General features: G+C 64.8%; 21 protein-coding genes. 6 read left to right on the top strand and 15 right to left on the bottom strand.

Annotation, left to right across the window (positions count from 1 at the left end):
* Window positions 1-12 precede the first annotated feature (12 nt).
* Window positions 13-1134, top strand: a complete 1122-nt coding sequence (locus C7402_RS06045) for a 3-deoxy-7-phosphoheptulonate synthase (RefSeq protein WP_116610085.1) — start codon at window positions 13-15, stop codon at window positions 1132-1134.
* A gap of 35 nt (window positions 1135-1169) precedes the next feature.
* On the opposite strand, the gene C7402_RS06050 is transcribed toward C7402_RS06045, so the two are convergent.
* The 8 genes from C7402_RS06050 to dbpA all read right to left on the bottom strand — a co-directional run bounded on the left by C7402_RS06050 (window position 1170) and on the right by dbpA (window position 9162).
* The gene (locus C7402_RS06050) at window positions 1170-1550 is read right to left on the bottom strand and encodes a type II toxin-antitoxin system VapC family toxin (protein WP_116609967.1); all 381 of its coding nucleotides are present in this window, start codon (window positions 1548-1550) and stop codon (window positions 1170-1172) included.
* Window positions 1547-1753 (bottom strand): type II toxin-antitoxin system VapB family antitoxin, encoded by a 207-nt coding sequence (locus C7402_RS06055; RefSeq protein ID WP_116609968.1) that lies wholly within the window; start codon window positions 1751-1753, stop codon window positions 1547-1549. Before C7402_RS06055 ends, C7402_RS06050 begins: the two co-directional genes overlap by 4 nt.
* Before the next feature lie 113 nt (window positions 1754-1866).
* Entirely contained in the window at window positions 1867-2523 is a 657-nt protein-coding gene (locus tag C7402_RS06060; protein ID WP_116609969.1) for a DUF2894 domain-containing protein, read from the bottom strand.
* Entirely contained in the window at window positions 2513-3160 is a 648-nt protein-coding gene (locus tag C7402_RS06065; RefSeq protein WP_112169324.1) for an OmpA family protein, read from the bottom strand. Before C7402_RS06065 ends, C7402_RS06060 begins: the two co-directional genes overlap by 11 nt.
* Entirely contained in the window at window positions 3157-6036 is a 2880-nt protein-coding gene (locus C7402_RS06070) for a DUF802 domain-containing protein (RefSeq protein ID WP_116609970.1), read from the bottom strand. The genes C7402_RS06065 and C7402_RS06070 overlap by 4 nt, the downstream gene beginning before the upstream one ends.
* Window positions 6037-6058: 22 nt before the next feature.
* Window positions 6059-6841: a DUF3348 domain-containing protein gene (locus tag C7402_RS06075; protein ID WP_116609971.1), complete on the bottom strand. Its 783-nt coding sequence runs from the start codon at window positions 6839-6841 to the stop codon at window positions 6059-6061.
* 180 nt (window positions 6842-7021) lie between these two features.
* A complete protein-coding gene (locus C7402_RS06080) occupies window positions 7022-7663 on the bottom strand; it encodes a DsbA family oxidoreductase (RefSeq protein WP_116609972.1) in 642 nt (213 codons plus the stop codon).
* 92 nt (window positions 7664-7755) lie between these two features.
* Window positions 7756-9162: an ATP-dependent RNA helicase DbpA gene (dbpA, locus tag C7402_RS06085; protein WP_112169316.1), complete on the bottom strand. Its 1407-nt coding sequence runs from the start codon at window positions 9160-9162 to the stop codon at window positions 7756-7758.
* A 649-nt stretch (window positions 9163-9811) separates the two neighbouring features.
* On the opposite strand from dbpA, the gene C7402_RS06090 reads away from it, so the two are divergent.
* The gene (locus tag C7402_RS06090) at window positions 9812-10966 is read left to right on the top strand and encodes a porin (RefSeq protein ID WP_112169314.1); all 1155 of its coding nucleotides are present in this window, start codon (window positions 9812-9814) and stop codon (window positions 10964-10966) included.
* A gap of 223 nt (window positions 10967-11189) precedes the next feature.
* On the opposite strand, the gene C7402_RS06095 is transcribed toward C7402_RS06090, so the two are convergent.
* From C7402_RS06095 to C7402_RS06110, 5 genes are all read right to left on the bottom strand, one after another.
* Window positions 11190-12455 carry an MFS transporter gene (locus C7402_RS06095; RefSeq protein ID WP_116610086.1) on the bottom strand — a complete coding sequence of 422 codons (1266 nt, stop codon included), beginning with the start codon at window positions 12453-12455 and terminating at the stop codon, window positions 11190-11192.
* 74 nt (window positions 12456-12529) lie between these two features.
* The gene (locus C7402_RS06100) at window positions 12530-13339 is read right to left on the bottom strand and encodes a siderophore-interacting protein (protein ID WP_112169312.1); all 810 of its coding nucleotides are present in this window, start codon (window positions 13337-13339) and stop codon (window positions 12530-12532) included.
* 67 nt (window positions 13340-13406) lie between these two features.
* Entirely contained in the window at window positions 13407-14141 is a 735-nt protein-coding gene (locus C7402_RS06105; protein ID WP_208948894.1) for a PadR family transcriptional regulator, read from the bottom strand.
* Window positions 14142-14612: 471 nt separating this feature from the next.
* A complete protein-coding gene (locus tag C7402_RS46180; RefSeq protein WP_133254418.1) occupies window positions 14613-14999 on the bottom strand; it encodes a hypothetical protein in 387 nt (128 codons plus the stop codon).
* Between the two features lie 102 nt (window positions 15000-15101).
* Entirely contained in the window at window positions 15102-16397 is a 1296-nt protein-coding gene (locus tag C7402_RS06110) for an NAD(P)-binding domain-containing protein (RefSeq protein WP_116609973.1), read from the bottom strand.
* Window positions 16398-17193: 796 nt separating this feature from the next.
* On the opposite strand from C7402_RS06110, the gene C7402_RS06120 reads away from it, so the two are divergent.
* On the top strand, window positions 17194-19293 hold the full coding sequence (locus tag C7402_RS06120) for an esterase/lipase family protein (protein ID WP_208948895.1): 2100 nt from the start codon (window positions 17194-17196) through the stop codon (window positions 19291-19293).
* A 9-nt stretch (window positions 19294-19302) separates the two neighbouring features.
* Here C7402_RS06120 and C7402_RS06125 read toward each other — a convergent pair whose 3' ends face one another.
* The gene (locus C7402_RS06125; RefSeq protein WP_116609975.1) at window positions 19303-20292 is read right to left on the bottom strand and encodes a lipase secretion chaperone; all 990 of its coding nucleotides are present in this window, start codon (window positions 20290-20292) and stop codon (window positions 19303-19305) included.
* A gap of 8 nt (window positions 20293-20300) precedes the next feature.
* Window positions 20301-21437, bottom strand: a complete 1137-nt coding sequence (locus C7402_RS06130; protein ID WP_425273765.1) for an esterase/lipase family protein — start codon at window positions 21435-21437, stop codon at window positions 20301-20303.
* Window positions 21438-21902: 465 nt separating this feature from the next.
* On the opposite strand from C7402_RS06130, the gene C7402_RS06135 reads away from it, so the two are divergent.
* From C7402_RS06135 to C7402_RS06145, 3 genes are all read left to right on the top strand, one after another.
* A complete protein-coding gene (locus C7402_RS06135) occupies window positions 21903-23444 on the top strand; it encodes an amidase (RefSeq protein WP_116609976.1) in 1542 nt (513 codons plus the stop codon).
* Between the two features lie 115 nt (window positions 23445-23559).
* Window positions 23560-24204, top strand: coding sequence for a glutathione transferase (gene yfcF / locus C7402_RS06140; RefSeq protein ID WP_116609977.1), 645 nt, complete (start codon window positions 23560-23562; stop codon window positions 24202-24204).
* A 116-nt stretch (window positions 24205-24320) separates the two neighbouring features.
* Window positions 24321-24500 carry a type II toxin-antitoxin system HicA family toxin gene (locus C7402_RS06145; protein WP_116609978.1) on the top strand — a complete coding sequence of 60 codons (180 nt, stop codon included), beginning with the start codon at window positions 24321-24323 and terminating at the stop codon, window positions 24498-24500.
* The last annotated feature ends 1 nt before the right edge of the window (window position 24501 follow it).

Consider the following 24501-nt stretch of genomic DNA (forward strand, 5'->3'; position numbering starts at 1 on the left):
ACGGAGAACATCTTGAGCCGTATCGACAATCCGCAGCACGACCAGGAAGTCGGCGTGGCCGACGCCACCCAGGACACGACCCGTATCGACGACGTGCGCATCGGCGCCGTGCGACCGCTCATCTCGCCCGCGCTGCTGCTCGACGAACTGCCGACGCCGCAGGCAACACAATCGCTCGTCGAAGCGAGCCGCGGCGAGATTGCCGAGGTGCTCGCACAGCGCGACGACCGGCTGGTGGTGGTGGTGGGCCCGTGCTCGATTCACGACCACGATCAGGCGATCGAATACGCGAAGCTCCTCAAGGCGAAGGCCGACACAATCAAGGACGATCTGCTGATCGTCATGCGCGTGTACTTCGAGAAGCCGCGCACGACGGTGGGCTGGAAGGGCTATATCAACGATCCGCGCCTGGATGGCAGCTTCCGTATCAACGAAGGCTTGCGCGCGGCGCGTCAGTTGCTGCTCGACATCAACGCGCTCGGCCTGCCCACGGGCACCGAATTCCTCGACTTGCTGAGCCCGCAATACATCGCCGACCTCGTGGCGTGGGGCGCGATCGGCGCGCGCACGACCGAAAGCCAGAGCCATCGGCAACTCGCTTCGGGCCTGTCGTGCCCGATCGGCTTCAAGAACGGCACCGACGGCGGCGTGCAGGTGGCCGCCGACGCCATCGTCGCGGCGCGCGCGAGCCACGCGTTCATGGGCATGACGAAGATGGGCATGGCCGCGATTTTCGAAACGCGCGGCAACGACGACTGCCACGTGATCCTGCGCGGCGGCAAGAGCGGGCCGAACTACGACGCGGCTTCCGTGGCGGCGTGCTGCGCTTCGCTGGCGAAGGCGGGCCTGCGCGAGCAGGTCATGATCGACTGCTCGCATGCGAACTCGAACAAGGCGCATCAGCGCCAGATCGACGTGGCGCGCGATATCGGCGAGCAACTGGCGGGCGGCGACAAGCGCATTGTGGGCGTGATGATCGAGAGCCATCTCGAAGAAGGCCGCCAGGACCTGAAGCCCGGCGTGCCGCTCAAGCGCGGCGTGTCGATTACCGACGCGTGCATTAGCTGGGCGCAGACGGAGCCGGTGCTCGACGGGCTGGCGCAGGCGGTGCGGGAAAGGCGTCAGGCGGGGTGAGGGGGCGGGGGCGCTGCGGTTCGCCAGCGCTCAGCTCAGTGCGCGTTTGGCGGCCATGCCACGGCAAGCTGTGTGGCGAGTGCTGCCAAACGCCGATCGAGCGTCCACAGGCTCGCGCCGGGTGTCATCAACGTCGATGCGAGCAACGTGAGGTCGATGGCGCCGCAGCCATGACCGTAGAGGCGCTCGGCCTCGATAAACTGCATCACCTCGGCAGGCGTCGCCTGTTGTGCGTGCTGCAACAAGCCGATGTCGTGAAGCGTGCGTGCGCGTGGCTCGGGCGGTGTACCGCAAGCTAGCTCGACGAGCACAAAGGGATGGGTGAGCGCCTGATCGCTCGTGATCAAGTTTATGAGTTGCTGGTTGCCGTGACGGAAGTGGTCGATCCAGACCGATGTGTCGATCAGGACGCTCATTGCGCTGCGGACTCGGGGCGGCGCCGCTCGATATCAGCCATGTCGGGTGCGGAACCGCCGAGTGCGGCGAGCCGCTTTGCGGCCTGAACGCGCACAAAGGTCTGGATTGCGGCCCGGATGAGCTCCGCCTTGTCGATACCTGGCTCGGCCAGTTCGAGCGCTTGCTGGTACAGGGCGTCGTCGATCGTGACAGTGGTTCGCATGGGCGTTGCCTCAAAAACTGATGCGTATGTGCATCAATGGTAGCACCTCACTGCCATCGTTATTTTGCCAACGCCGGAAGATCGAGGTGGAATCGATCAAGGCCCCGCAGCGCCTATCGCCCCTTTCCGCGCGTTCCTTTCTTCCCGCCCGCCGCTCTTGGCGCTTCCTTCACCGGCGCCGCCGCTCCAACGCTCGCATTCAACTGCTCGACCCACGAAAGCGCATCGGCATACGCGAGGAAGTGCTGGAGATACCCCGGCGACACCTCGCGCATGAGCGAAAGCGCGCGATGCACGAGGCTGTTCGAATTGAGCGGCCCGGCGTTTCTGGGCACCTGGTCCAGCGACTGCCTCAATTGCTTTTCGGTGCGCACGCGCGACCAGGTTTTCCGGAAATAGTCGACCAGCTCCGGGTCCGGTTCATGCCTCACGCGTGACGGGGTGTGCACAGGCTCCGCGCGCGGGATCGAATCGACAAGGCTGCCGAGCGCGCTGCGACGCGCTTCGTTGCCGAATACCGGCGTCACATCGCGCTCAAGGTCGCGGGCAAACGCGTCGAGCCGTTGCGCGAGACGCGCATCGATGAGGCGCCGCGCTTCGCCCGCATGCGCGGCACGGCGGCGCTCCAGCGCCTCGATCAAGTGGAAGCGCACCGGATCGAGCCGGTCGGCGCCGCGTGCGCGCCAGGCGTCGAGCAGGGCGCTCACGTCCGCAGCGTCGGGTGCCTCGCGCTCGGCCGGCGCGAGACGCGGGCCGGCGTCATTCGCCATGCTTGCTCTCGCCAACGGTCGGGCGCGGCACCGGCGCGATCTCCACGCGGCGGTTCTTCGCGCGGCCCGCTTCGTCGCTGTTCGCGCTCACCGGCTGCTCGGAGCCGAACGCGGCCGCGAATACCGACTTCGCCGGAACGCCCGCGTCGATGAACGAGCGCGTGACCGTGAGCGCGCGCTCGGCCGACAACTCCCAGTTGTCCGCGAAGCGGCGGTTGCCCGCATGCACCTGCTGATCGTCGGCGAATCCGCTCACCATGAGGATTTCGTCGCGGCTTTTCAGGTACGCCGTGAGCGGTCCGGCCAGGCTCTTGAGCAGTTCGCGGCCCTGCGGCGTCAACTGGTCCGAATTCAGCGCGAACAGCACGCTGCCGCTAATGCCGATGCGCCCGTTCACGAGCGTCACGCGCCCCGCCGCGAGCGGGCCTGCGAGCGCTTCTTCAAGCGTCTTGCGGCGTTCCGTTTCGGCCTTGCGCTGCTTGACCTCGTTCGCGAGCCGGCTCGACAGTTCGAGCTGCATGCCGACCACGCCGACGAGAATCAGCAGGAACGCGCCCAGCAGCACCGACATCAGGTCGGCGAACGCGGGCCACACGGGCGCGGCGGGGGCCGCGCCGCCGTCGATTTCGTCGTTCATGCCGCGTCGACTCCGGCGGCGGCGCGCTGGCCGGCGAGCTGTTGCAGGTTCTCGACGATCTGCTTCTGCGACAGCATGCTCAGGTCGATGACCTCACGCGCCTGCGCCACGTAGTAGGCGAGCTGGTCGTCGCTACGCGCGAGCGACTTGTCGAGCGCGCTCTCGATACGCTCCAGATGCGCCACGAGCTTGTCGTTCGATTCGCCGAACACGGTGACGGCCGCGCCGAACGCGTCGCCAAGGCTCGCCACTTCCACGGCGCTGCTGCTCACCTGCGCGGCGAGCGCGCCGAGCTTGCCCGTTTCGGCTTCGACGTTCGCGCTGAACTGGCCGCCCACGCGCACAAGCAGATCCGACGACGTGGAAACGAGCGCGTCGATTGCCGAGCGCTGCTCGGTGGAGGCGCGGTTCACGGCGTCGAGCAGGGTTTCGAGCGTGCCGAGCAGGCGGTTGCGCTCGTCGAGCATCGCGGTGTCGCGGACCATGCTGTCCGAGAGCTTCTGGCGCAACTCGGCGATGACTTCGGCCGCGGCTTGCGGCGCCACCGACGCGGCCTGCACGAGGCGGGCGATTTCGGCGATGGTGCTGGCGTTGTGGGCCTGCGATTGCGTGGTGATGTCGCTGGCCGTCTGCGAGAGGGTTTCGCAGATTTCCCGCTGGCGTTGCGCGGCGGCGGCGCTCGTCTCTTCCCATTCTTTGCGCAGCGCGGCGGACATCGCGGCAAGCGATGCGGTCCACGTTTCGAGGCGCTGTTCGTCGCGTGCGGCGATTTCCGAGTGCAGATTGGCGGCGGCTTTCGGCGCTTCCGAAGCGGCTTCGACCAGGCGATCGATTTCGGCAATCGTCTTGCTCGAGTGCTGCTGCGACTGAGCGGCGATTTCGTTCGCGGTTTGTGCGAGCGTCGCGCAGATTTCCTGCTGACGTTGCGCCGTGGCTGCGCTCGTTTCTTCCCACTCTTTACGCAGCCCGGAGGCCAGGGTGGCAAGCGATGCGGTCCACGTTTCGAGGCGTTGCTCGTCGCGCGCGGCGATTTCCGAATGCAGGTTCGCGGCGGCCTTCGGGGCTTCCGAGGCGGCTTCGACCAGGCGATCGATTTCGGCAATCGTCTTGCTCGAGTGTTGCTGCGACTGAGCGGCGATATGGCTCGCGGTTTGTGCGAGCGTCGCGCAGATTTCCTGCTGACGTTGCGCCGTGGCTGCGCTCGTTTCTTCCCATTCTTTACGCAGCCCGGTCGCCAGAGTCGCAAGCGATGCGGTCCACGTTTCGAGGCGTTGCTCGTCGCGCGCGGCGATTTCCGAATGCAGGTTGGCGGCGGCCTTCGGGGCTTCCGAGGCGGCTTCGACCAGACGATCGATTTCGGCAATCGTCTTGCTCGAGTGTTGCTGCGATTGCGCAGCGATATCGTTCGCGGTTTGTGCGAGCGTCGCGCAGATTTCCTGCTGTCGTCGCGCCGTATTCGCGCTGCTTGCTTCCCACTCGGTGCGCAACCCGGCCGCCATCGCGGCGAGCGCCTCGGCCCAGTTCGCGAGCCGCGCTTCGTCCCGCGCGCCCAGTTCCTTCTGCAAGTCCGTATGCGACGCATCCACGGCGCGCAGCAGCGAAGCCGAATGCTGCTCGAACGTAGCGGCCGCCGCGGCGAGCGCCTGCCGGTTGTCGGTCGCGAGCTTTTCGCCTGTGTGTTCCTGTTGCGTGAGCGCCGCTTGCCATGCTTGCGACATCGCGCCCGAAGCCGCCTCGAAGCGCACCGACACGCCATCCAGCAGCCCCGACGATCGTTGCTCGAAACTTGCGTTGAAGCGCTCCAGTGCGCCGCCCAGGTCGGCCGCGAGCGCTTCGTTGGTCTGCTTGTGCTGTGCGAGCGCGCGGCCCCAGATCTCGGCCACGCTGGCGGTCGAGGCCTCGAACCCGCTCGTGAGCCCGTCGAGCTGACGCTGCACCGCCTGCGTGAGCGTGTCTTGCATCGACGCCGATTCGCGCGCGAGTCCCGCCATCGTCGTTTCGACGACCGGCTGCAACGCCGCGCCCGCGGCGCGCGCGCTTTCGGCGGCGCTTTCCCTGAGCGACTGGCCGACGGAAGCCGCGAGGCGGCTCCACGCGGCTTCGGCGTTGGCAGCGAACGCCTGCTGGCTCGCGAGCTGCTGCTCGTGCTGCGCGAGGCCCTGGCGCTCGATCAGCGTCATCAGCGCGCCGAGTTTGTCCACCAGCGCGGGCATGGCCTCGGCCTGGCGTTGCAGCAGCTTGAACGATTCGTCGCGCTGATGGGCCAGCGAGAAGCCGCGCAGCGTCGTAGCGATCTTCACGTCGAGTTGCTGCGCCGCTTCGATGCGCTCGCGGCGGCACAGCGCGGAGAGCAGGCCGAGCATCGCGGACGTGGCCACGCCCGCGATCGAGGTGCCGAACGCGAAGCCCAGGCCGTTCACCGGCGCGGCGAGCGAGGCGCGGATCGCGTCGAGGTCGGTGGCGCTTTCCAGTGCCGCACCCGTGCCCTTGAGCGTGACGACCATGCCGAGCAGCGTGCCGAGCATGCCGAGCAGCACGAGCAGGCCGGTGAGGTAGGGCGCGAGCGCCGGGCCGGGCAGGCCGACGCGCTCGCCTTCCACGCGCGCACGCACGGGGTTGCGCAGGCCGGGATGCAGCGTGTCGAGCCAGACGCCGAGGCGCCCCGGCGGCGAGTCGAGTTTCGCGACGGCCTGGGCGAGCGTGCTGGTGGCCTGCCGGAAGCGATAGAGCTCCCACACGCCCGTCACATAACACGCGCCGATCAGCAGCGTGACGGCGAGCGCAAGCAGATTCGAGCCCAGATAACCGGCGCCGATCCAGCACACGGCCGCGAGACCCACGACGAAAATTACAGGTTCAATGCGAAAACGGGACATAGCGCGGGACATAGCATTGGGGTTAGCGGGTGCGAAGGGCGGCAAGCAACCCCTCCACCGGTTGAAACCGGATCTCAAGTTCGGCGAGCAACACGCTCTGCATATCCTTGCGAAAGCTCGGAAGCCACGTGTGCGGCGCGGAAGGCGCGGCGTTTTCGGCGGTCGCCTCGGCTCGTTCTGCGCCTTCGGCTGCTCCGGCGGCTTGCGCGGCCTGGGCCGTGGCCGCTGCGCGCAGTCGCGCGAAGTGCGCGCCGAGCAGCGCGGGCACGCCTGCGAGCAGGCTGCGCTCGCGCGCGCCCAGCGCCTGCTCCATGACGGCGTCCACCGTCGCGAGGCGCGCGAGCGCGGGCGTGCGGGCGGCCAGCGCCGCGCGCAAGCGTATGCGCAGCGCGCCGATATCCGTCTCCATCGCCTGCTGTAGCGCGAGGTAGCGCTGGCGGAAATCCGCGAAATCGGGTTCCACATCAGCAGGCGCCTGCGCGGCGGCGGCGTGCGCGATCGGCGCGCGCCGTCCATCGCGCCGGGCGGACGCGCCGTCGCCGGTGATGGCCTTCGTCAGCGCCGCGCGCACGCGCTCGCTCTGGCTTTGCTCGGCGCTCGCGCCTGGCGGCGCGGCAGCGGCGCGCGCGGCCGGCGGCTGCGCGCTGAGCGCAGTCGAAAGCGCGATCGCGTCCGTCCAGCCGAGCCACTGGCTCAACTGGTCCGCGATCGACAGCCGGGATTCGGGCACCTCGGCGCCGCCAAGGCCGGCGAGTAAGCGAACGAGCGTCGGGCCGCTCAACGCCAGGCGTTGCGGGGCTAGCACTTTTTCACCTGAAAAAACCCGCTAGTTTACACGCCCGCGAGGGGGCGCCCGGCATACTTGATGCGCCGGGCGCCCGATCGGGGCGCATGTCAGGTTGTGAATGCGGCCATGAAGCCGCCTCGGAAGTCGCCTCTGAAGCCGTGAATGAAGCGGGCCACAGCGCGATCCTGCCCGCAGCGCTCAGGCTTCGGCCAGGATCTGGCGGATGGCGTTTTCGAAGGTTTCGACGGGCTGGCCGCCGCTCACCAGATACTGCTCTTTGAAGATGATCGCCGGGACCGACTGGATGCCGGCCGCCTGGTATTGCTGCTCCTCGGCGCGCACCTCGTCGGCGTAGCGGCCGCTTTCCAGCACCTCGCGCGCCTGCGTCGCGTCGAGCCCCACGGACTGCGCCGCCGCCACGAGCACGGCGTGGTCGCTCGTGTCCTTGCCCTCGCCGTGATAGGCGCGCAGCAACGCGAGCTTGAGCGGCACCTGCTTGCCCTCGATGCCGGCCCAGTGCAGCAGGCGATGGGCGTCGAAGGTGTTGTAGACACGCTCGCGCGCGCCGAACGTGAAGCCGACGCTCGCGCCGCGCTCGCGGATCATCGCCTGCGTCTCGGCGATCTGCTCGGGCGTGCGGCCGTATTTCTTGCCGAGATAGTCGACCACCGACTCGCCGCCCGGACCCATTTGCGGATTGAGTTCGAAGGGATGCACGACGAGCTGCACGTCGACCTCGTCGCGCAGTCGTTCGAGCGCGAGATTGAGCGACGAGAGGCCGATTGCGCACCACGGGCACGCAATATCGGAGACGAAATCGATTCTGAGCGGTTGTTTCATGGCTTTCCTGATTCGGTTGAGCGGCGGCGCGGCACGGCATGATGCGCAAGCGGCGTGCGCGCCGGACGGCTTATTCGTCCATCATTCGTCCGTCATTCGTCCATCAAGCGGGCCTTGACCTTCTTGCCCTTGACCTTGCCCGCGTTGAGCTTGCGCAGCGCGTCGCGCGCGACGCTGCGCTCCACGGCCACATAGGTCGAGAAGTCGGTCACGTTGATCTTGCCGATCTGTGAGCCGCTGAAGCCCGCTTCGCCGGTGAGCGCGCCCAGCACGTCGCCGGGACGGATCTTTTCCTTGCGCCCGCCCAGGATCTGCACGGTTTCCATGGGCGGCAGCAGCGGTTCGTTGCTGGCGGGCTTGAGCCCGGCGAGCGGGCTCCATTCGACTTCGCGCTTGAGCGCCTGCTCGATGCCGCCCACGCGCCCCATTTCGTCCATGCTCGCGAGGCTGAGCGCCCAGCCGTCCTGGTCGGCGCGGCCCGTGCGGCCGATGCGGTGCACGTACACCTCGGGGTCGGGCGTGACGTCCACGTTGATCACGGCTTCGAGCTGCGCGATGTCGAGGCCGCGCGCGGCCACGTCGGTCGCCACGAGCACCGAGCAACTGCGGTTGGCGAACTGGATCAGCACCTGGTCGCGCTCGCGCTGGTCGAGCTCGCCATGCAGCGCGAGCGCATGAAAGCCTTGCGCGCGCAGCACGTCGAGCAGGTCGCGGCATTGCTGCTTGGTGTTGCAGAACGCAAGCGTGCTCACGGGGCGGTAGTGGTTGAGCAGCATGCCCACGGCGTGCAGGCGCTCGTCTTCCGTCACTTCATAGAAGCGCTGGCGGATCTTGCTGTCGTCGTGATGCTCTTCGAGCTTGACTTCCTTCGGATTGCGAAGGAACTGCTGGCTCAGCTTCGTAATGCCTTCCGGGTAGGTCGCCGAAAAGAGCAGCGTCTGGCGTTCCTTGGGGCACTGGCGCACCACGGTTGCGATGTCGTCGAAGAAGCCCATGTCGAGCATGCGGTCGGCTTCGTCGAGCACGAGCGTGTTGAGCGCGCCGAGCGCGAGATTGCCGCGCTCCAGGTGATCCATGATGCGGCCCGGCGTGCCCACCACGATGTGCGCGCCGTGTTCGAGGCTCGCGGCCTGCGGACGCATGGGCGTGCCGCCGCACAGCGTGAGCACCTTGATGTTTTCTTCGGCGCGCGCGAGGCGGCGGATTTCCTGCGTGACCTGGTCGGCCAGTTCGCGCGTGGGGCAGAGGATCATGGCCTGCACGTCCTGGCGGCGCGCGTCGAGGCGCGAGAGCAGCGCGAGCGAGAACGCGGCGGTCTTGCCGCTGCCGGTCTTGGCCTGGGCGATCAGGTCGTGCCCCGCGAAAGCGATGGGCAGGCTCGCCGCCTGGATCGGCGTCATCTCGACGTAGCCGAGGCGCGTGAGGTTCTCGAGCATGGCGGGCGCGAGCGGCAGTGCGCTGAAGGGCTGGGCTTGCGTAGGAGTGGCTTTGTTTGTCATGACGGGGTCTCGCGCCGGACGGGTGAGGGCGACGCGGCCGTTCGGTAGAAGTGGCGTCGATGCGGGTATTTCTGGCGCTGCGAAAGCGCGCGTTCCGTGATTTTAACGGATGCGCGCGCCAGGCCCCTCAGGCGCGCCGGGCGAGGTCGCCGCCAGGCGCTGGCGGTTCGGGCGTAACCGCTTTGCTGGTAGTAACCGCAATAAGAAACTGGCTGCGATACGAGCATAATCGCAGGGTAAATCAATAATGCGTCCACCGGCGATTGCCCGATTTACAGGCGATTTTCGCGGCAGGCCGCGTTTCGACCGGGGTAGTTGCAGAAAAGTTTCATCGATTTGCAGCGACTTAATGCGGGAAATCTCCCGCAATTAATCCCACTTTTCACAATAATCGATTCGATGCGCTATCCGGGCGTCGCATGATTGCCACACGTCGTATTCGGAAGGAACGGCGTGTTACCCCGTATTTCCCCTACGCGACAACCACTTACGAGATTTAATCCCGATATTTCCAGATTTCGCAAATATCTGTTACAGCCGCTGGCACGGCGCTTTAATGCCTTTGCCACGTAGACTTCGGCCGAGATTGCGGGGTGGTGCCAATACCCGGCGCCGCTTCTGCGCGGTCTGAATGTCATTAAGGAAAGTCATGAAGAATACTTTGATTATCGCGGGCGTCCTCGGCGCATTCGCAGCCTCGGCTCACGCACAAAGCAGCGTTACTCTCTACGGCGCGCTGGATGCGGGTATCGTCTACGCGAACAATGCAGGCGGTCACGCCGCATGGAACCAGGGTAGCGGCGCTGTCGGCGACACGTACTTCGGCCTGAAGGGCAGCGAAGACCTGGGCGGCGGTCTGCACGCGATCTTCACGTTGGAAAACGGCTTCAACCTGAACAACGGCAAGGACACCGAAAGCGGCACGATGTTCAACCGTCAAGCGTTCGTCGGTCTGCAAAGCGACCGCTTCGGTACGCTGACGCTCGGCCGCCAGTATGACTCGATGGTCGACTACCTCGGCCCGATCTCGGAAGCCGGCTCGGGCTACGGCAACAACCTCGCCGCTCACCCGTTCGACAACGACAACCTCGACCACTCGTTCTCGATCAAGAACGCGGTGAAGTACCAGAGCGTCAACTATCAGGGCTTCAAGTTCGGCGGCATGTACGGCTTCAGCAACGACGCTGGCCAGTTCGCCAACAACCGTGCATGGAGCGCAGGCGCTTCGTACGGCAACGGCCCGCTGAACTTCGCGGCTGCCTACCTGCAAATGAACAACACGCGCAGCGGCAACAGCAACGGCGCGAACTCGGCATCGAACGGCAACAACTTCAACCTGTCGGCTGAAACGCAACGCACGTTCGGCGCAGGCGTGAACTACAACTACGGCCCGGCAACGGTCGGCTTCGTGTGGACGCACACGCAGTACGAAAACCTGATCGCTGGCGGCCAGGGCGGCACGACGTTCTCGATCCCGTCGGGCACGAACCTGCACCTGGACAACTTCGAGCTGAACGGCGCATACGCACTGACCCCGGCTCTCGCCCTGAACGCGTCGTACACGTTCACGGACGGCAAGGTCACGGGTTCGAACGGTTCGGGTGATCCGAAGTGGCACACGGTTTCGCTGACGGCTGACTACTCGCTGTCGAAGCGCACCGACGTCTACGCTGGCGCTGTGTACCAGCACGCTTCGGGCGAGCTCGGCGATGCCGGCGCGAACGTTGCCATGATCAACACGCTGTCGCCGTCGACCTCGCAGAACCAGGTCGCCGCTACGGTGGGCCTGCGTCACCGCTTCTAAGCATTGCCTGGTCGCTCCCTCGCGGAGCGATCGAGCGACGAAGCGCGAAGACCCGATCGGCCGGTCGGGTCCCGCGCTTCACGCGGGGCGAGCCCCGCGGTTTCATCCGCTTTCTACCTGAAGCACGACCGGTTCGCGGTGCGTGGCGCGCTCATGAGGCGCGCGGCGCCTGCGAACCGGTTTTCTTTTGTGGCGCGCCAATGCGCGACCCTCAACACGCCGCTCAGGGTTTCACGGCCACCGGCGCCGTGCCCGCAGGTGTGGCAGCGTCAATCGACGCCTCTTCCGAAGCGCCTCGCACTCGCGAGACCCACAGCACCGCCGCGCACGTGAGCGCCGCGGCAATCCAGCCATTGTGCCCAAAGCCCAGGATCGCGCCATTCGGCCCATTCGTGAGCCACTGGCCGCCCAGCCACGCGCCAATGCCCGTGCCGAGCGCCTGCACCGCGCTGTTGGCGCTCAGAAACGCGCCGCGCCGCGCAGGCTCGGGAATCGTGGTGAGCAGCGCCTGCATCGGCACCATGCGGCCCGACATCGCGATCATGAATACGGCGAAGAACGCCACGAGCGCGACGAACGGCAGCGCGGGCAGATGCGTGACGAACAGCACCGGCGCGAGCGAGACGAGCGCCATCACGCGGAACACGCGGCGCTTGCCGTAGCGGTCCGCGAGGCGGCCCACCGCGCGCGAGGTCATGAACGTCGCCGCGCCCCCGGCCATGTAGAGCCACGAAAGCTGTTGCGGCGCGATGCCGTGATTGCCGACCAGCATCGGCGCGATAAACGGAATCACGAGCATGTGCCCGGCCATCATCGTAAAGGTCAGTGCGAAGGCCTTCAGATGGCGCGGCAGCGTGAGCAGCCGCCAGAGGCTCGGCAGCACTTCGCCGAGCGGCGTGCGCTGGCCGAGATGCTCCGTGAGCGACGGCACGACGCGCGAGCCTGCGAGCCAGATCGCCACGGAGAGCACGACGAGGAGCAGGAACGGCGCGCTCCAGCTGAAATGCGCGCCGAGCAGCACGCCGGCCGGCACGCCCGCGATGGCCGCGATCGAGAACGCGGTCATGATGATGCCCGTGGCCGCACCGCGCCGTGCGGCGGGAATCACGTCGCTCACGATGGCCATCACGATCGAGCCGAGCACGCCGCCGGTGAGACCCGCGAACGCGCGCGCGGCGAGCAGCAGATGAAAGTTCGTGGCGAGCGCGCAGGCGAGATTCGACAGCGCGAAGAGCGCATAGGCGACCTGTAGCAGGCGGCGGCGGTCGAAGCGGTCGATATACGTCGCCGCAAGGAGTCCTGATAAACCCGAGCAGAGCGAATATGCCGAGACGGCCGTGGCGAATGCCGCGGGCGTGATCGCAAACGCGCGCATGATCTGCGGGCCGAGCGGCATCATCACCATGAAGTCCATGATGACGGTGAACTGTGTGAGCGCGAGCAGCCAGAGCAGGGTGCGTTCGCGCAGCGGTGTGAGAGTCGTGGTCATGTAAAAGGCGTAGTGCCAAACGTTAAAGGGCGCGGCAGTCATGCCGCGCCCAGGAAGGGGCGATTCGTGTTCGATCAGTCGTCAATCGTTTCGTGGGCCGCCTGGGTTCCGCGCCGCCAGTAAGCGGAGGCGCGAATGCGCTTCTTGTCCACGCCGCGCTCATTGCACAGGTGCGCGCGCACCGCGCGTATCGCCGAGGCTTCGCCCGCGGCCCAGACGTAGCCGTCGCCGGGCGGCAGCCAGACTTCGGACACGGCGTCCACGAGCGGCTGCGCCGATTCGCTTTCCTCGCGATAGCACCAGGTGGCGTACAGATCGGCTTCGGTCGGCAATTCGATGCGTGCGTCGCGGTTCGCCACTTCGACGACCACGGCCACGCGCGCACCGGCCGGCAGTTCGCCGAGGCGCCGCTGGATGGCCGGCAGCGCCGTTTCGTCGCCGATCAGCAAATGCCAGTCGTAGCCCGTGGGAATCACCATCGAGCCGCGCGGGCCGCCCACGCCGAGATACTGGCCGGGCTGCGCCTGCGCCGCCCACGCGGTGGCCGGGCCGGCTTCGTGCAGCGCGAATTCGATGTCGAGTTCGTTGGCCTGCGTGTCGAAGCGGCGCGGCGTGTAGTCGCGTGCCGCGGGGCGCTCCACGCCTTCCGGGAACACGATGCCGTCGGGCCCAAAGCTTGGCAGTACTGGCTTTTCTTCGCCGGCGGCCGGGAAGAACACCTTGACGTGATCGTCGAACGACCCCGAGACGAAATCGCCGAGATCGCCCGTGAGCGTCACGCGCACGAGCGCGGGCGAGAGCGCCTCGACGCGCGCCACGCGCAACAGCCGGAACTTCAACGGGTGACGGACACGGACAACTTCGAGTTGGGACGGATTCTGCATGGATGGCTCCGGTGTTGGGGTGGCGCGGCGTGGGCCGCCGCGAGGCTCGCGAGGAAGAGAGGCGGATTTACGCGTCGCCGTTCTCGCTGCCGTTTTCGATTTCCTGGGTGGCGCGCGCGAGGATCGCGGCGATGCGGCGCTGCTCCTCGGGCGCAACGTCGGTGCGGCGCAGGAGCGCGCGCTTGAGTGCGCGGCGCGCCTCGATCAGCTCGCGCACCCAGCCTGTGCCTTCGGCGGGGTCTTCGCCGGCCATCGCGCGGCGCATGACTTCCATCTTGCGGCCGAAGTGCGTGAGCTTGGCGAGGATCAGGTCGGCGCGTTCGCGATTGGCTTCGAGGTGCGCGCGGCCTTCGGACGACAGTTCGTAGCGCTTGCGGTTGCCTTCCAGCGCCACGCTCACATAGCCGAGCTCTTCCAGGTACGTGAGGGCCGGATAGACCATGCCGGGGCTCGGGCTGTAGAAACCGTTCGAGCGCGCGTCGAGCGCCTTGATGAGTTCGTAGCCGTGGCTCGGGCGCTCGGCGAGCAGCACGAGCAGCATGAGTTGCAGGTCTTCGGACGTGAACTTGCGGCCACGGCCGAAACCGTCGCCGTCGCCGAAACCGCCGAAGCCGCGGCCAAAACCTTCGCCGAAGCGATCGCCGAAGTCGCCGGGGCCTTCGCCGCCGCGATGGCGGCCCATGGCGTGACGCATGGCGCGCCAGGCGTGCATGGCGGCGTGCGGGCCGTTGAAGAAGGCGCGCGCGTCGCGCGGTGCATGGCCTTGACGGCCGGTATGACAAAAATGGGGATGGTGGCGCATGGGGCCTCCTTATCACGTGAGTGTCTTAAAATATGTCTTAAGATATATATCTTAAGAGTGTTTGTCAAAGAGATTTTTGGAGGGATGGATGCACAACGGAGGGTGCGGGAACGCAAAAATTGTGTTTCGGGAACGGAAAATTGTGTGATAAACGCGAAATTTTGTGTTTCGTGAACAATTTTTAGTTAGTTTTTCTATTGAGCGGTAATTTTGATGGCGCTGACGTGCGCTGCAATGACACGTAGATTGAGCGCATTGCGGAAGACCGACGCGCTGGCTTGCGGCGTTTGGGTTCGCTGGCGGCTAGGCGTGTGACGGCATTGGCACCGTCTACGTGAACAAGGCGCTCATTAAGTGCCAGAGCACCCAAGGCGTCGCCGACTCACCCGCAGCGGAGTGACGAACGGCGGCAAGCCAGCGCACCCGGCGCTCGCGACGCCATAGTTGGCCGGTGGGTGGGCTCAGATACGGCTAATCCTGGCACTGACCGTCTTCCCGGTCGGCCGTGACTTCGCCAAGAACAGCGTGAGCGGCGAGCACGTCCTTTGTTGACGCACCTTGTGTGATTCGGGAGAGTGTCGCCGCGAGAACATCCTCAGCTTCGTGGCGGTCGCCTCTGTGCGAAATAAGTCTTGCCAGGCTGGTAGCCGCACGCAACTCCCACGAAAGCGTGCCTTGTTGCTTCGAAAGCGAAATAGCAGCCCGAAACAATGACTCGACATCTTCCAAGGGCCGGCTCCCGTCCTGAAGGTGTTGTTCACCTAGTGCGCGCCATATCTCGGGTGTTGCCCAACCTGCTTTGGCGGAGGTTGCCCGTTCGATATCGCGTGAAACGGAAGCGGTGCTGAGACCTTGCATCGTTGTCGCTCGAACGCTTCAGTTTGTCCTTCGGAGTACGGATCGAGGCGGGAGCGTTGTTGACGATAGGGCGCGTCGCATTCAGCAATTCAGCGGTGTCGTTCAAGGGATGGGCATCGGCCGTGCCTTTGGATGGAACATGGCAAGCCGGAGATACTTGAGGTACCAAAGCCCGAACGGGTAGTTCCGCCGGTCGTGTGGTGCCAGCATCTTGAGAAGGTCATAGTGATTCGTGAGAGCCTGAACCGGCGGGTCCACGAAGACGGCACCGCCTGTGATGTGGGACATGATCGACCTTGCCACATGGGCGTAGGCCCAAGGCGTCGAGGTATTTGTCTCCAGCACGCCGGGTGCCAAAAGAAAGAGGTTGGGGGCGTCGATCGAGCGAAAGACGGAGTAGCACCGCGCGGAGAGTTTATTCATCCCGCTTGCCTGGGTAAGCGAATCCAGCCCCAGATAGCCAAGGTCCATGGCGTAGCCGGTGCCCCACAGCAACAGGTCCGTCCCGATCTCTTCACCGTTCGAGAGGCGAATCGTCTTGCCGTGGACGGACTGGACTTCACCGCGATGGCGCTCGATGCTGCGGAAACCCTGGATCATGCGCGGCCGGCCCGGAATGAGTTGATCGCGACGGATGTCGAAGTCGCTCTCCGGCATGATCTCCGTGATTCCGGCCTTCTTGTACCTTGCCCGCAAGTCTTCATTGATGCGGCGGTTCATCGCGTGCGTGGAAAGACCAAGCATCTGGTATTTCGCTAACAGGCGTACGTCGATCCCGAGATATTTGACCTGTCGCGTCGGGCGCATCCATTTCGTAGAACGATAGATCCACGCAATGCTGCTCGCCTCGTATGTGAAGCATAAGTCGAGCAGGTCGTACGCCGATGCGCCGCCACCCACGACAGTGACGCGTTTGCCTCTCAACGCTTGCGGATTGCGCAGTTCGAACGAGTGGTACTCGGCAATCGACGAATCATCGTGCTTGACCTGCGGTACGACGGGGCGATTGTGTCCGCCTGTGGCAGCGATAAGCCACCTTGATTGATAGCGGGCTCCCTCTGTCGTCACTTGCCAGCGGACTGCGCTGAACTGTGCGCTCGTGACCGGTGCATTGAGGACGATTTGAGGCGCGAGATCGAACCGCTCGACCCATGCTTCGATATTGCGCAATATACCCGGCTGCCTTTCTTCGGACAGCGGGACGTCGCCGAGCGTCCAGTCTTCCTTGCGAAACTGGATGTCCTGCCACGAGGGAAGATCACGCCACAGCCCGCCGACACGTTCCCGGCGCTCCAGGACCAGAGTCTTGAGCCCGGCGTCTTTGGCGTACTTCAGGCAGATGACACCGCCGATGCCACCGCCGACGATAACCAGATCGAGATCCGAACCTGTGGACATGGATGTGGAATGTGCAGAATGTCCCTCACGCTGGATCCCGGTACGACTCCTAGATCACAATGTGTTTCTCATACCGGAACGTCATGGGGCCCAAGAGGGACGCAAACGGAATCGTCCTGAAAAGTATAGGTCGCGAATGCTGGATTTGAGGTACTGCGGCGATATTCACGACGTTCCTGGCGAATCGACTGCCCGACGTCAAGCAAAGGGATCACGGGGCGACGTCGTGAGCGCCGTAAGCCGCGCGCCGGGGACCGTTGACTTGACCCAACCGTCGACGGCATCCATCCGTTGCGCCGCACCAGAGCAACGTTCATGGACAAACGCACAAGGAACGTCAGCGCCGTTCAACGGTTGCTCGGCTGGAGTAATCCGGAGTCCACCATCGCGTATCCTGGCATCGGACCAGCCGAATCGGATGATGAATAAAAATTCGCCGCTACGGACTGCTGGAAATGTTCAATGAACACGGCGCGCGCTCACAGAGCAGGTGTCTTACCAACGAGATACATTCCGTTGTAGCCCGCCGAGCGCAGATCGCGAGCTCGGGGCGCTTGCAGGCTTCGCGCGCGTAGGTCAGGAGCGGACTCCCGGCCAACCGTGTTGCGTTTGCAAGCGTCGCAAGACCTTCTTGCCGATCCCACGATTCGTCGCCGCCAGGAGCGTTCATGGCTCGCCTCACGCCCCGTCAATCACACCGGCCAACGCGCCGTTATGCCCTTGGTCAGGCTGCCGCGACGCCGCCCGGTAACGGCATGTGAGCAACGCACCCTCTGTGCCGTGGTGGCAAGATCCGATGCCGCGCCGGACCGTCCAGCGAGCGCCGCACCCGCGCATCGTCGCCGATCGCGCGCTGCGGCGAACGGCATGGCTCGTCGTGGCGCTCGTGTGCCTGCTATGCACCGGCTGCGCAGCCGTGCACGTGCGTTCCACGAGCCCTGAGCAATACATCGCGCATAGCCGAGGCGACATCCTGACGACCGGAGCACTGAGCGAAGCCACACAGCAAACCCTCGCGGTGAGCGGCCTCGAAGATATTTGCCGCAGCCCGACGCAACCCTGCGCCACCGGGCTCATGAACGCATCAATGATCGATAACGACCAGCGCCTTTCCGCGCTGGCGGAGTTGTCGCTCAAGGAGGCGCTTGCGGCCACGGCCGCGCGCGACCTGCCCTGGAGCGACGCGCAGTTTGACCTATGGCTGCGTGCGGCCCGTTTCGCCTATGTCTGGCTATTCTTCAGCACGCGGCCGGCGGCCGAGCGCGCCTTCGAAGACCGGCAGACCCAGGTGCGCGACTTCTACAACTACGCGGTTCAGCGCACCGCGTCGGCACTTTTCCAGCGCATGCTCATCAATGCGACGGCCAGCGACAGCGAGCCGGAGCTGATTAAACACATCGCCGACTGGCAGTTGCAGTTCGATCTGGACGGATTGCATCTGCCAGCGGGCGTGGAAACGCCGCGCGCGCTAATCCCGGCGACATCGCTCAGATTCTCTGGACTGCGCAGCATCTACCGCCGCGACGGCCTTGGCGCGCAGTTCGTCGCGGACGCGGACATCAGACCCACCCCGCCGAAGGCGCCGCGCCCCGCGAATGCATCGGCGCTTTCCACGCCCGTCTACACGCCGCTCCCTGCTTCCGATGCCGTCGCGTCTCTGGCCGACGCGCCCGGATCGAGCGCCACGCCGCACCGCCGTTCGCGCCAGGAGCGCCTTGCGGGCGGCTCATGGTTCAGCGAGATGCCTTATCCCGTCCTGACCGTCCTGCTCAAGTTCCCCGGTGCTACGTTGGATGAGGTCTTTGCGCGGCGCGACGCGACCCTGGTCGTGTACGACCCGTACCGGACGGATTCGGTCGACGTCAACGCCCAGGTCGTGCCTCTTGGCGCTAACTTCTCGGCGGGTTACGGCATGTGGCTCGCGCGCTCTGATTTCGGCGCGGAGTCGATGGCCTCGCTGCTCCTGCCGAAGTACGGCATCAGCGAGCCGCATATCTTTCTCATGCAGCCGTTCGATCCGAACCGCCGCATCATCGTTACCCTGCATGGCCTCGCGTCGAGTCCTGAAGCGTGGGTCAACGTCGCCAACGAGATTCAGGGCGACCCGACCCTGCGCAGGAAATTTCAGCTTTGGCAGGTCTATTACCCGACCAATGTGCCAATTATTGTGAACCTCGCCGATATCCGCCAGGTGTTGCTGAGCACCTTGCGCCATTTCGATCCCAACGGACAGACGAGCGCTTCACGTGACATCGTGCTGATCGGCCACAGCATGGGCGGCGTGCTGAGCAAGGCCCTTGTGTCGTCATCGGGAGACGCGCTCTGGCATGTCTTCGCGGACCAATACACACCGGAAGGCGCGCAGGTGGAGCGCGCGCACGCGCAGCTCGATCCGTATCTGCGCTTCACGCCGCTGCCTGGCGTCGAACGTGTGGTCTTCATCGCGGCGCCGCATCGCGGCACCTCGTTTGCGCGCAATCCTCTCGGACGCTGGGCGGCGAATCTCATCGAACTGCCGCTCACGCTGCTCGACGACGTGGAGGACGCCACGGACGCGATGATGGGCACTTACGGCGCGCAGTCGGCGAATCACTCCCGGCGCGTTCCGAACAGCGTCGACCAGCTCAGCGACGACGACCCGATGATCCGTGCACTTGCCACACTGCCGATTGCGCCGAACGTGCGCTACAACTCGATCATCGCGCGCAGACAGGCAGGCGGCCCTCTGGAAAACACCGACGACGGCGTCGTGCCTTATCGCAGCGCGCACCTCGAAGGCGCGGATTCCGAATTCGTCATCCGGGGCTGGCATTCGATTACCGACTCGCCGCAGGCGATACTCGAACTGCGGCGGATCCTGCATCAAGACCTCAATGAAACGGGCGAGCGCAACTAGGCGCGAGCGCTACTGACGCGCCTCGCCTTCATCGAACGACAGCGCGCGCAATGTCTCGCCCGGTGCGGTGAACGTCTGCTCGCGCAGGCGGCGCACCTGATCCGCGATATCGCTGCCGGACTGCCCGGATGCTTCGATCTGCTTGCGCTGCACGACATAGGCTGCATAACGCGCGCGCCACGCGTCGTCGTCGCGCTTCATCGCGATCAGGCGATCGGTCGCGGCCGGGCCGATCACGGGCGTCAACTCACGGCGCATCTGTTCGGGCGAGGCATTCGTTTTCTGGAGGCGTTCGATGTGGGCAAGCACAACGGTTTCCCGCTGACGCGCTTGCTGCTGCGCCCGGTCGTCGGCAGGCAGATCGCGCTCGAGCGCCGTGAGGCGTGCCTGCCTCTGCGCGTCGCTCAATCGCGGATTCACGCTGAGCTTGAGCCGGTCGATATCGTTTCGCTCGCGCGCGAATTCGTCGGCAAAAAATACGTCCCGCCATTCGCCGAGTGTTTGCGTCGCGACGGCCTCGCGTTGCCCCAATGCATCGGCGAGACGCGCTGGCTCCATCGTCTGCGCTGGAGCACCGCTTTCCTTTAGCTGCCGGACAGCGGCGAACCAGGCGCGATAACGCGTCCACACGTCGAGCGCCTGGGCTTGCGCCGGCAACCCGTTCACCTGCGCGGCGATCTGGCGCGTGACGAACGCGTCGACGCCATCGGGCCCGAGGTCCACCTCGGCGATCAGGCAATAGTCGAAAAAATCGCGCACGGCGCGCACAGGCATCAGATTGCCGCTGGCGTCGACGGGCAAGGACGGCACGTCGGTGCCCGCGAGCGATGCGGGTAATGCAATCGCGCCGGCCGGCAATGACGATGGGGCTTCGTTACGCGGTGTCGGCGCGCCGCAAGCCGCCACCAGCAACGCAACGCCGAATGCGGCGAATGCCTGGCGGAGCGCACGCGAGGCGGGACGCATGCACCGGAGAACGAGGGGAGTGGGCGTGCGCATCGTCTGTCTCAAACGCCGTTGAGCTTGAGGCGGTTGGCGTGGGCGCGGAAAACGGCTACCGGATCTTCGGCATAGGCGCCCAGAATGCCCATGAACTGATTGACCTCGTCGAGATGATTCCAGCGGTAGCGTGTGCTGATGACGTCGCCGAAGAGCGAGCTGCACACGGAAACGAGGCCATCGTTGACGCCGGAGTTCAGGTTCAGCATCACCGTGCCGATTTCAAGCATGTCGAGCGTGGAGGGATCGACGTAGATCGCGGGATCGACGACCGGGACGATGCTCATGTCGCGGCCAACGACAACACCCGCGATTTTCGTGTAAGGCTGGATGGCGGAGCCGCTCCACGAATAGAGAAGATGCCGGTAGCCGCCCACTGTCTCCTCGGCCGCGCCGGACGTGCAGGTGCCGGGTGCGCCCAGGCCCGCGCTCGGGTACTTGAGGTTGAAGCGGCTCGCGTCGTCCGTCGTGAGTTCCCTCAGTGCGATGACCGCGTCCTGGTTCGGATGACGCCCGCTTCCCATGGCATAACCCATGATGTTGGCAAACTGCGCCGCCAGTGCCAGCGAAAAGCCGCTCGGGTCGAGCGTGAGCATGCCCTGCACCAGATCGGCGAACTCGGAGCCGCGATGCGGGGTGCCGACGGTCGTCACGGAAGCGACGTACTGTGGCACGACCGCAGCCGCGTAACGGACGGTCAAGCCGCCCTGGCTATGACCGATCAGGTTGACTTTGGCAGCGCCTGTGACAGCGAGCACGCGCTTGATATAGGCAACGAGTTGTTCGCCTCGTCCAAGCGGTCCGTCGTCGGCCTGAAACGCTGTGACGTCGGCGACAAAAACCGTCGCGCCGTGGCGCTCGAGGTCGGACCGGATGCCATACCAGTAGTCGAGTACGCCCAGCAGCTTGTCCGAGCCGGACAATCCGTGAACGAGGATGATCGGGTAGCGTGTCGCGGCGTAGTCGTCGACGTGGACCGCAGACGCTATCGTCATGGGGTCCACGTTCGCGGAGAGCGCCGCGGTTTGTTGTGCATGCGCGAGCACCGGGGCGATTGCGCCCGCAACAAGCGCGGCAATGATTGAGAGCCGCTCGAACGTACGGCACCGCGACCGCGGCGACTTCAATGCCAGCGATTCAGCCACGATGGGTCCTCCATGTCATGACGCGTTACCCACAGCCTCGGTGAACTGCATGGAGGCTGAAAAAATCAGGCAGTGCAGTGGCATTGGGCCGAGGCGAAATCGATGCGCATCTGGCCATATAGACGACGTCAAGCGTTGCGTCAGTATAGACTTTCGCGGGTGCAGACCCATTATGGTGTCCCGACGAAAATGGCAGGAAACGTGGGACGTTAAGCAATATCCGTTGCTACACCCATAGAGCGTTCACGCATCGATTCGTCGACCGAAGGCCATGTGACGCGGAAAACGCGTAACGCGGGCCACGGCATATCGCCATATCGACGATCGCGGTAATGCTTACTGCATGCGCACTGATGCTGGCTGATTATTCCGGCCACGATTCGGGTTGCGGTTCATTCAATGAGGATTCCTCTCCGAGCGTCGAAAGATGTGGAGCGGAGCCGATGCGAAGCGGGAGAATGCCGGATGATCGACAGACGCCACTTTCTGAAGCTTTCTGGCAAGGCTGCCAGCGCCGCATTGCTTGCCGCAACGGCGACGCGCACGCACGCGGCCAGTGCTTCCGTCCCATCGCCCGATGATCCGGCCTGGTTGTCTGCCACAGAACTGCTAGCCCGTTTCCGGACTCACCAGTTGTCGCCCGTGGATGTGCTCGAGGCCCAGATCAAGCGCATTGGCATTGATGAGGGGCGGGTTGGCTGCATCACCGTCAAACACTTCGACGAGGCGCGCGCGGCGGCGAACGAATCGGCAGCACGCTACAAGGCAGGCAATCCACGGCCGCTGGAAGGCATTACCGTGGCGGTAAAAGACGAGTTTGCGGTCAAGGGGTGGACGACGACCATGGGGTCGATGCTGCTGAAAGACGCACCGCCCGAGAAGGCGGACAACCCCGTAATCGAACGTCTGCGCGCGGCCGGTGCTGTGTTCCATGTCCAGACGACAGTGCCGGAGTTTTACACGTGGCTCACCACGGCGACGAAATTGTGGGGGGTGACGCGTAACCCGTGGAACCTGGCATACACGCCTGGCGGATCGTCGGGTGGTGCCGGTGCGGCACTCGCTGCGGGCTTCACGACACTCGCACTCGGCTCCGACATGGGCGGCTCGATCCGGGTTCCAGCGTCGCAATGCGGGCTGTACGGCTTCAAGCCCCCCTTCGGACGGGTGCCTACCAGCGAAGTTCCCTACGAGACCGAGGGACCGCTCGCGCGTACGTTCGACGACCTGAATCTCTTCACCAACGCCATGGTGGGCCCGCATCCGCTCGTTCTTTCGTCGTTGCGTCCCAGGTTGATTTACCCGGAACACTACGATTCCGTTAAGGGCTGGAAAATCGCCTACGATCCTATGCCGGGGATTTCGCCGCTTGACCCGCCGGTGCGCGAAGCGATGAATCGCGCGATCGAACGCGTGAAGGGTCTCGGTGCCACGGTGGAAACCGTGGATCTCGGCTTCAAGGCGGATGATCTCGATACGTTCTGGGCGGGGCTCTTTTCTACCAGCATGGGAGGCATGCGAACGGAAGGGCTCAAACATCTGGACCAGTTGATGCCCTATACGCGCGCGTCGTTTACGCGCCTGCACGGGCAGATCGGTCCAGACGCCCTCGTCGCCACGGAAGAATTACTGAACCAATATCAGCGCCAGGTGCAGGAAACCGTCTTTACCCGCGGATATCGCGCGCTCCTGACGCCAACGGTCGCCACACCGCTTATTCCGGCGGAGCATGGTCTGAATCCTGAAACTGATAGCGTCATGATTCAGGGCAGGCGGGTCACCGGCTTAAAGTTCGTCTTTACCTGGGTCTGGAATCTACTCGGCGCGTATCCCGTAGTCGCAGCCCCCATCGGGATCGACGCCGAAGGCATGCCAATGGGCATGCAGATTGTCGGCAATACCTACGACGATCTGGATGCGTTTCAACTGGCATCGGCATATTCCAGGGTGGCGCCGCCGCTTTACACCGGCAACCAGTTTCCCGACTTCCGCAATCAGAAGGCGTAGCCGGTCAGGGCGCGCAGGGGCCTGCTTGCGCCGATTGGTTTGTCGGCGAACAAGGGGCGCGGCGACCCGGTTCGTTACCATCTCTGCGCTTACCTGATGAACGAACGGCGAACTAATGGAGCCTTCCTTGCCCAATCCAGCCCTGCATCTCTACTGCGACGCCCAATACGCCAGCCCTTACGCAATGTCGGTCTTCGTGGCATTGCACGAGAAGTCCCTGGCGTTCGAGCTTTCGACCGTCAATCTCGGTAAAAACGAAAACCACAGCGCGGACTTCGCGGCGAAGTCGCTGACGCAGCGCGTGCCGACCCTGATCCACGACGGTTTCGCCCTCTCGGAATCTTCAGCGATCACGGAGTATCTGGACGAAGCGTTCCCGGGCGCGCCGCTGTATCCGGCGGATCGTCAGATGCGCGCCCGGGCGCGCCAGGTTCAGGCGTGGCTGCGCAGCGACCTCATGGCGCTCCGGCAGGAGCGATCGACCGAAGTCGTGTTCTACGGCCCGACGACTGCACCGCTTTCCGATGCGGCGCGCTCCGCTGCGCTAAAGCTCTTTTCGATGGCCGAAGCGCTGCTCGCGCCAGATGCAGAACATCTCTTCGGCGAATGGTGCATCGCCGACGTGGATCTTGCGCTGATGCTGAATCGCCTCGTCCTGAACGGCGATGCGGTGCCCGGGCGGTTGGCCGGGTATGCGCGGCGTCAGTGGCGGCGGCCGTCCGTTCAACGTTGGGTGGGGCTGGAGCGGCCGCCGCTCTGATCCCTGGAAGGCGGCGAGGTCGGCATTGAGATGCAACAAATATGTTGCATCTCTACGTTTTTTAATACAACATATATGTTGTACTCGTGGCTCAGACGACTTTCCGCGCGAAGCCAATGAGTTACAGCGAATTCAGACGATGGCTGAGGCATCTGGGCGCCGAGTTCCTGGCCGCCAAAGGCAGCCATTTCCGTGTGACGCTGAACGGTCGATCGACTATCTTTCCCGATCACGGCAAGAAGGAAATCGGCAAGGGTCTGGTCGAGAAGATCAAGCGCGATCTCGGCCTCAAGTGAG

The sequence above is a fragment of the Paraburkholderia unamae genome, assembly GCF_003096875.1.
In the GTDB taxonomy this organism is placed as follows: Bacteria; Pseudomonadota; Gammaproteobacteria; order Burkholderiales; family Burkholderiaceae; genus Paraburkholderia; species Paraburkholderia unamae.